This is a genomic window from Tatumella sp. JGM130, from assembly GCF_018257525.1.
Taxonomy (GTDB): domain Bacteria; phylum Pseudomonadota; class Gammaproteobacteria; order Enterobacterales; family Enterobacteriaceae; genus Tatumella; species Tatumella punctata.
The window spans coordinates 1-695 of sequence record NZ_JAERJS010000091.1 but is presented as its reverse complement, the minus strand read 5'-3'; the positions used below and the strand labels follow the sequence as shown (position 1 = coordinate 695).

Here is a 695-nt window from a genome sequence, read left to right as displayed (position 1 = left end):
GGTAATGATACCAACTTATTGATTTAGTGTATGATGGTGTTTTTGAGGTACTTTTGTGGCTTCCATTTCTGTGCGTTGTCCTGCTTGTACTGGGACTGAAGGCTTTGTCCGTAACGTAAAAAGTACTGCCGGTCATCAGCGCTATATCTGCTCTCACTGTCGTAAAACATGGTAACTCCAGTTAACTTATACCGCCTCTCAGCCCGGTTCACACTAAAGAATCATTAATATGGCCATGAATGGCGTTGTACGTCGGGCCAGTGTGCGTATTATGGGCGTTGGCCTAAACACCATTTTATGGCATTTAAAAAAACTCAGGCCCCGCTCAGTAACCTCGCGGATACAACCGGGCAGTGATGTGATTGTCTGCGCAGAAGTAGACGAATAGTGGGGCTAAATCACGCCAGCGTTGGTTGTTTTACGCCTACGACAGGCTACGCAGACGCGTTGTCGCGCACGTTTTTGGTGAGCGTACGATGGTAACCCTGGAGCAGCTTCTGACACTACTGTCGCCTTTTGAGGTAGTAGTCTGGATGACGGATGGCTGGCCGTTGTATGAGTCACGTCTGAAGGGAAAATTTTACGTTATCAGCAAGCGTTACACACAAAGAATTGAGTGGCATAACCTGAATCTCAGGCAGCATCTGGCAAGGCTGGGAAGAAAGTCCCTGTCGTTTTCAAAGTCAGTTGAACTG

At 47.6% G+C, this 695-nt stretch carries 1 pseudogene; it reads left to right on the top strand.

Annotated elements, in window-relative coordinates:
- Positions 1 to 55: 55 nt before the first annotated feature.
- A pseudogene (locus JK211_RS16795) lies at positions 56 to 695 on the top strand (IS1 family transposase); the annotation flags it as partial.